Source organism: Protofrankia sp. CiP1_Cm_nod2 (assembly GCF_920664355.1).
Taxonomy (GTDB): domain Bacteria; phylum Actinomycetota; class Actinomycetes; order Frankiales; family Frankiaceae; genus Protofrankia.
Genome location: NZ_CAKKTL010000065.1, coordinates 1 through 6,449, shown reverse-complemented (window position 1 = coordinate 6,449; position 6,449 = coordinate 1). Strand labels below are relative to the sequence as shown.

Sequence of the window (6,449 nt, the reverse complement as noted above, 5' to 3'; positions counted from 1 at the left end):
TGCGGCCGGCAAGGACGGTGCGGCCGGCAAGGACGGTGCGGCCGGCAAGGACGGCGTAGCTGGCAAGGACGGCACGAGCGACAACAGCGGCACGGCCGGCGACGCGTCCGGCGACACGGAAAACCTCGACCAGATGGTCCGCCGCGGCGCGATGTGGACCACGCTCAACGTGGCGCTGTCCCGGTTCGGCCAGTTCGGCGTCGGCATCCTCGTCGCCCGCCTGGTGGCCCCGGCGGACTTCGGCGTCTTCGCCGTCGCCCTGACCGTCCTGTCGATCGTCATCAACGTCAGCGAGCTCGGGGTCAGCGCGGCGCTTGTCCGTGGCAGCCGCGAGGAGTGCCGCCGGATCGCGCCGACCGTGGCGACCATCTCCATCGGCACCGCGGCCGCGCTCGGCGCGATCATGGTGGCCACGGCGGACGTGTTCGCCCGGGCGCTGGGATCCGACCAGGCCGCGGAAGCCGTCCGGGTGCTGTCCATCACCGTCGTGGTCGCCGGCTTCGGCGCGGTGCCCTCGGCCCTGCTCAAACGGGACTTCGCCCAGGACAAACAGTTCATGGCCGACTCCGCGAACACCGTCGTGTCCGCGGTCGTCGTGATCCTGCTCGCCGTGTCCGGCTGGGGGGCGATGGCGCTGGCCTGGTCCCGGGTCGCCGGCCAGGTGGTCTCGATCGTGCTGCTGCGGCACTTCAGCCCCGAACGCGTCCGGCCGGGGTTCAGCCGGGCCCAGGCCCGTCAGCTGCTCGCGTTCGGGCTGCCGCTCACCGGCGCCAACGTCGTCGCGTTCACCCTGCTCAACGTCGACTACATCGTGATCGGACGGCAGCTCGGCGCCGTCGAGCTGGGCCTGTACATGCTCGCCTTCAACATGTCCGGCTGGCCGATCAACGTCTTCAGCGCGGTGGTGCGGGCCGTGTCCATGCCGGCGTTCGCGCGGGTCAGCGAGGACCGCGAGCAGCTCCCGGCCCGGTTCGCCGCCGCGGCGTCCATGGTCGCCACGATCACGATACCGGTGTGTCTGATCATGGGCGGGGCGGCCGGCCCGCTCGTCGCCGTGGTCTACGGGTCGAAGTGGCACGCGGCCGCCGGCGCGCTGGCGGGTCTTGCGATCTTCGGTGCCGCCCGCACGATGGTCGAGCTGCTGTCGGACTTCCTCGTCGCGCTCGGCAGGACCCGGGAGATCTTCGTCATCCAGGTGCTGTGGATCGCGGCGCTCATCCCAGCCATGATCATCGGCGTCGGGCGCAACGGGATCGCCGGTGCCGGCGCGGCCCACGCGGTGGTCATCGTCGGGGTCACGCTGCCGATATACGTGCTGGCGCTGCGTCCCTTCCGGATCACCCCCTGGCTGCTGGCGCGGGCGGTCGGCCCGCAGGTGCTGGCCGCCGCCGCGGCCGGCGCGGCCTCCTGGCTGGTCGCGTCGGCCGTCGCTCCCGTCTGGCTCGCGCTTCCGGTCGCGTCGGCGGCCGGGTTCGTGGTCTTCGTCGGATGCCAGTGGTCACAGGTCGTCCGCGTCGTCGGGCGCCTGCGCTCCCGCCGGAGCGGCCGGGACGACGACGCGGCCCCGCCGGATCCGGCCCCCGCCAGCACGGCCCCCGCCAGCACGGCCCCCGCCAGCACGGCCCCCGTCGGCGCGGCCCCCGTCGGCGCGGGGAGTGCCGGGCACGGGCCGGTCGCCGCGACGCCCGTGCCCACGCGCACCGCTACCGGCCGTCACCGCGCCTCGCGCGGGAGCAGCCGCGGCCCCACCGCGTGGCTGGACGGCCTGCGCGGGCTGGCCGCGATGTACGTCGTTCTCCATCACTGCTGGCTGGCGGTCTTCCCCGACTACCCGCGCAACAGCGGCCCCTGGTTCGTCGGGTGGATGCTCCACGGCCAGCTCGCGGTCGTGGTCTTCATCGTCGTCTCGGGGTACTCCCTCACCCTGTCCCCCGCGGGCAACGGACACCGGCTGCGGGGCGGCTGGCGCACCTTCGCCCGCCGGCGGGCCTGGCGGATCCTCCCGCCCTACTGGATCGCGCTCGTGCTGTCGATGCCGGTCGCGCTGTGGGTCAGCCACAACGTCAGCGACGCCCGGAGCGGGATCCGGGCGTTCGCCGTCCACCTGTTCATGCTGCAGGACGTCGTGGGCACCGAACGGCCCAACGGGACCTTCTGGTCCATCGCGGTCGAGTCCTGGATCTACGTCCTCTTCCCGCTCCTGCTCGTGCTCCGGCGGCGGGTGGGCCCGGTGGTCACGGCCACCGCCACCGTCATCGCGGTGTGTGGGCTGGAGGCCGTCGCCCTGCGTGTTCCGGCGTTCGCGCGGTACGAGCACCTCAGCCCGCAGATGCTGGCGTGTTTCGCGCTGGGCATGCTCGCGGCCGACTCGGGGCGGGCACCGATGATCCGGGGCCGCCGTGTCCCGCTGCTCGCGCTCGCCGGAGTGCTCATCACGGGCTGTGTGGCCGGGTTCGCGGTGGTGGGGTCCGAACGGGTCGTGGCCGACTACTTCTGGGTCGGCATCCTCGTCGGCGCCGTCACGGCCGTGGCGTTTCGCGGGCTCGCGGCCGCGCCGGCCTCCCGGGTACGTGACCTGCTGGCCTCCCGGCCGTTCACCGCTGTCGGGCGGCTCGCCTTCTCCGTCTACCTGATCCACCCGCTGGTGCTGGAAATACTCTGGTTCGAGCTGCTCCGGCGGCTGGCCACGGGGATGACGGCGCTGGTCATCCTGCTGGCCGCGACGATCCCGGCCGTTCTCGCCGTGTGCTTCGGGTTCTTCAAGCTGTTCGAGGAGCCCTTCATCCGCGCCCGGTCCTGGGCCGATGTCCGTGCCCACCGCGTGAAGGCCCGCCGGGACGGGCCGGCCCGGCTCGTCCCGTCCCAGGCCGCCCTCGCCCCCGCGGTGGCCGCGTCCGCCAGCGACCCCGCGCTGGGAGGCCCGCTGAAAAGCCGCTGACCGGGTTGTCTCAGCCGCCGGGCGGCCGGACGTGTGCCCGCGCCTGCCGGACGGCCGCCCGGGCGGTCGTCCGCGCCCGGTGCCGCATCACCACCCGCGGATCCGCGCGCAGGAGGCCGTCCACCGTGGCCCACGGCGCGAGCTCCCGGGCGGCCGGGTACACCTCCTCGGCGAAGGCGACGAACCCTTCGGCCTGGTCCCGCTCGTCCGCCCGCGCGCCCAGGGCGTCATGCCCGATGGGCCCCCGCCGCTGGGAGGCGCCCAGGAGATCACAGGCGTGGCGCAGCGCCTTCACCGCCAGCGTCCGGCGGGCGGTGGTGAGCAGCTCCTCGGCGTTCGGCACGTCCTTCCCGGGGCCGGTGAGGACGCTGACGAACGCGTCCCGCCGCCCCTCGAGGTCACGCAGCACCCCGGAGTTGATCGTGTGCTGCATGCTGGCGGAGTGGATGCGGTAGTAGCCCTGGTCGGCGCCGTCGATCGTGCCGACGTCGGCGAGCACCGCGAGGCGCATCCACATCTCCATGTCGAACGTGTGCGGGAGGTCCGGGTTGTAGTACCCGGCCGCCCGCAGCGTCGCGGTGCGGATCAGCGCCTCCGGCTGCGCTATGGCGTTGTGGCCGAGCCGGCAGACGTGCGCGAGCCAGGCGTGCCCGGGCCAGAGCGACCAGGACGCCGGCGCCGTCCGGGCGGGCGGCAGCGGGGATGCGGCGAAGGCGACCGGTTCGCCGTAGACGAAACCCACCGCCGGGTTGTGCTCGGCGAACGCCACCGAACGCGCGAGCGAGCCGGGGGTGAGCAGGTCGTCCGCGTCCAGCTTGATGAAGTACTCGCCGCGCGCCGCGGCGAGCCCCTCGTTGAAGGTCTCCATGTGGCCGCGGTTCACCGACCGCCGGATGATCCTGAAACGCGGGTCGGCCGCGGCGAACACCCCGGCCACCTCGGCGCTGTTGTCCGCCGACGCGTCGTCGATGACGTAGACGTCGATGTTGTCGTAGTCCTGGGTGAGCACGGACGTCAGGCACTGCGGCAGGAAGCGCGCGTAGTTGTAGGACGACACGAAGATCGAAACCAGCGGACGGGTGCCGGCGGCCGGCAGCGGGCGGACCGGCCCGGCCACCGGGCCGGCGGCGTCCTCGGCCGGTCGCCGGCCAGGAAGAGCGATCATGGCTGGTGGATCCTGTTCCGTACCGGCCGGGCATCCACGCCGGCCGCGCGGTCACGGGCGGGCACCGCCCGCCGGGGCGGACGGCTCCGGCGGGCCCACGCGGCCGGACGGCCGGGGGCGGGCACCGCGCTCACCCGGCCAGGGCGTCACGCAGGGCGGCCACGACGGTCTCCTGCTCCTCGCCGGTCAGGTGGTGGTGCAGCGGGAGGATGAGGGAACGGTCGGTCAGCCACTCGGTGACGGACAGGTCGCCGTGCGCGACGTCGACGTACGGCGGCTCCAGGTGCGCCGCCATGATCCCGCGACGCGCGGACACCCCCCTGGCGGCCAGCAGGGCCAGGACGTCGTCGCGGGAGCGCGGGTGCTCCGGCGGCAGCAGGACCCAGAAGGCCTGGAAGTTGGACTCGCCGTAGGGCGGATCCTGCACCGCGACCAGACCGGGGATGTCGGCCAGCAGCTCACGGTAACGGGCGGCGAGCGCCCGCCGACGGGCCACCATCTCCCCCAGCCGGCCGAGCTGCACCAGCCCGACCGCGGCCTGCAGATCGGTCATCCGGTAGTTGAAGCCGACCTCCAGGTAGCGCTCGAGGACGACCCGGTCGCTGGCGTGCCGGTCCGCGGCGCTCACGCTCATGGCGTGCTCGCGCAGCCGGCGCAGCCTGGTCGCCAGCGCCTCGTCGTCCAGGGTGAGCATGCCGCCCTCACCGGTGGTGAGCAGCTTGCGGGGGTGGAACGACCACGCCGCGATCCGCGCGCCGGCGCCCACCGGGCGGCCGTGGTAGGTGGAGCCGGCCGCGCAGGCGGCGTCCTCGACCACGGCGACGCCGAGCGGGTCGCACAACGCCCGCACCGCCTCGGCGTCCGCCGGCATCCCGCCCTGGTGGACGAGGATGACCGCCTTCGTGCGCGGGGTGAGCGCCGCCTCCACGGTCTTGGCGGTGAGGTTGCCGGTGGTGGCCTCGACGTCGGCGAACACGACGTCCGCGCCGACGTAGCGCACGCAGTTCGCCGTGGCGATGAACGAGAACGACGGGACGACCACCTCGTCCCCGGGGCCCGCCCCCGCCCCGATCATGGCCAGGTGCAGGGCGGTGGTGCAGGAGCTGGTCGCGACCGCGTGGCCGGTGCCGACATGCCCGGCGAACGCCCGCTCGAAGGCGGCCACCCGCGGCCCCTGCGCGATCCAGCCGCTGGCCAGCGCCTGCGCGACCGCGTCGACCTCCTCCTGGCCGAGCCAGGGCCTCATGACCGGGATCGTCATGCGGACGCTCCGGAGCCGGCGGGCTCGTCCTGGCCGGCGCGTTGCTCGGCCTGCCACCACTCGACGAGCCGGCCCAGCCCCTCGGCGAGGCCGACCTCGGCCTTGAAGCCCAGCCGGGCCGCTGCCGCCGAGGTGTCCGCGAGCCGGCGGGGCACCGGGCTCGCCGCCCGGGCGGGGCCGAACTCCAGCCCGAGATCGCTACGGCCCATGACCGTCTGGAGGGACTCGGCCAGGTCGCGCAGGGACGTCTCCACTCCCGACGCGATGTTGAAGACCTCGTCGGTGACGTCGGCCTCGGCGGCGAGCAGGTTCGCCCGCGCGATGTCGTCGGTGAAGACGAAGTCCATGGTCTGGCCGCCGTCGCCGAGGATCAGCGGTGGCCGGCCCGCGGCGATCCGCTCCATCCAGCGGACCAGGACCTCGGTGTACACGCCGTGGATGTCCATCCGCGGCCCGTAGACGTTGAAGTAGCGCAACGCGACATAGTCAAGCCCGTGCGTGGCGCGGAAGCTGCGCAGCAGGCCCTCGTTGAACAGTTTCGCGGCACCGTAGAGGGTGTCGTTGCCGTACGGATGGTGATCCTCGCGGGTCGGGAAGTCGACGGCCGCCCCGTACACGGACGCCGACGACGACGCCACGACCTTGCGGACGCCGGCGGTCAGCGCGGCTTCGACCACGTTGTAGGTGCCGTCGACGAGGACCTCCAGGGCCAGCCGTGGCTCCTCCACGCACTGGGTGATACGGATCGCGGCCAGATGGAACACGACGTCGACGCCGGTGGTGAGCTCGGCCAGCAGGGCCCGGTCCCGGATGTCGCCCTCCACCAGGCGGACCCGGCCGGAGCCGAGGGCACCCGCCAGGTTGGCCCTCCTGCCGCGGACCAGGTTGTCAACGACAATGATCTCCGCCGCTCCGGCGGCGACCAGCCGGTCGCAGATCGCCGAACCGATCGTGCCGGCCCCACCGGTCACCAGGCATCGGGACCCTGTCAGCGGCACCGCCGCCGCCTGGGTGCTGTCCACTTCGAGTACTTCCCTCCATCGTCGGAATGGTCACAGCCGTCGAGACGAACACAGCCGTCGAGA

Annotated in this window: 4 protein-coding genes; 1 reads left to right on the top strand and 3 read right to left on the bottom strand. The window is 73.5% G+C overall.

The window, feature by feature from the left end; translation table 11 throughout:
* Positions 1-2,938: oligosaccharide flippase family protein (locus NBW84_RS09680; RefSeq protein WP_250283784.1), on the top strand; the 2,938-nt coding region annotated here is incomplete at its 5' end.
* 10 nt (positions 2,939-2,948) lie between these two features.
* Here the strand turns inward: NBW84_RS09680 and NBW84_RS09675 are convergent.
* The 3 genes from NBW84_RS09675 to NBW84_RS09665 form a co-directional block, all read right to left on the bottom strand.
* Positions 2,949-4,103, bottom strand: coding sequence for a glycosyltransferase (locus NBW84_RS09675; RefSeq protein WP_250283782.1), 1,155 nt, complete (start codon positions 4,101-4,103; stop codon positions 2,949-2,951).
* Positions 4,104-4,233: 130 nt separating this feature from the next.
* Complete coding sequence (locus NBW84_RS09670) at positions 4,234-5,364, bottom strand: DegT/DnrJ/EryC1/StrS family aminotransferase (protein ID WP_250283780.1); 1,131 nt, start codon at positions 5,362-5,364, stop codon at positions 4,234-4,236.
* A complete protein-coding gene (locus NBW84_RS09665; RefSeq protein WP_445548679.1) occupies positions 5,361-6,356 on the bottom strand; it encodes an SDR family NAD(P)-dependent oxidoreductase in 996 nt (331 codons plus the stop codon). The genes NBW84_RS09670 and NBW84_RS09665 overlap by 4 nt, the downstream gene beginning before the upstream one ends.
* Positions 6,357-6,449: the final 93 nt, after the last annotated feature.